The sequence below is a fragment of the Pseudoflavonifractor intestinihominis genome (assembly GCF_040096055.1).
Classification (GTDB): Bacteria; Bacillota; Clostridia; order Oscillospirales; family Oscillospiraceae; genus Pseudoflavonifractor; species Pseudoflavonifractor intestinihominis.
This window is the reverse complement of the sequence record NZ_JBBMFK010000071.1, coordinates 1-630: the sequence shown is the minus strand read 5'-3', so window position 1 is coordinate 630 and position 630 is coordinate 1. Positions and strand designations below refer to the sequence as shown.

The 630-nt window shown below is 70.3% G+C and carries 1 protein-coding gene; it reads left to right on the top strand.

Annotation, left to right across the window (positions count from 1 at the left end):
* A partial coding sequence (locus WMO64_RS17055; protein WP_349232771.1) for a peptidoglycan recognition protein family protein occupies positions 1 to 630 on the top strand: 630 nt, incomplete at both ends.

Sequence of the window (630 nt, the reverse complement as noted above, 5' to 3'; positions counted from 1 at the left end):
ATGGTGGACGACGGCCAGACACTCCAGACCCTGCCCTGGACCTGCCGGGGCTGGCACGCCGGAACCGGCACCAGCGGTGCAACCGCCAACGACACCCACATTGCCTTTGAGATCTGCGAGCCCGACCAGTGCCGTCTGCTGCCGGTGGAGTGGGCGCCCCTGTACCGTGGGGCCGAGGGCATGAGCGCCTGGGCCGTCAAGCGTTGGCAGCAGGAGCTCCAGCGGATGGGCCTGTACACCGGGGAGGTTGACGGCAGCTTCGGCCCGGCCACCGAGACGGCCACCAGGGCCGCCCAGGCCGCTCTGGGGCTCACTCAGGACGGCTCCTGCGGCCCCGCCACCCTGGCGGCGGCAGCGGCCCAGAAGGGCTCCCTCATGGCCTACGATCCCCAGGAGGTGAAGGACTACTTTGAGGCTGTGTGGGCCCGCGCTGTGGCCCTGTGCGCCTATCTCTGCAAGGAGTACAAGCTGGATCCGGAACAGGACATCCTCTGCCACGCCGAGGGCTACCGGGCGGGCATCGCCTCCAACCACGCCGACGTGGAGCACTGGTGGCCCAGACACGGCAAGACCATGGACGACTTCCGCGCCGCCGTCCGGGCGGCCATGGGCGGGGACGGCCAGACGGAG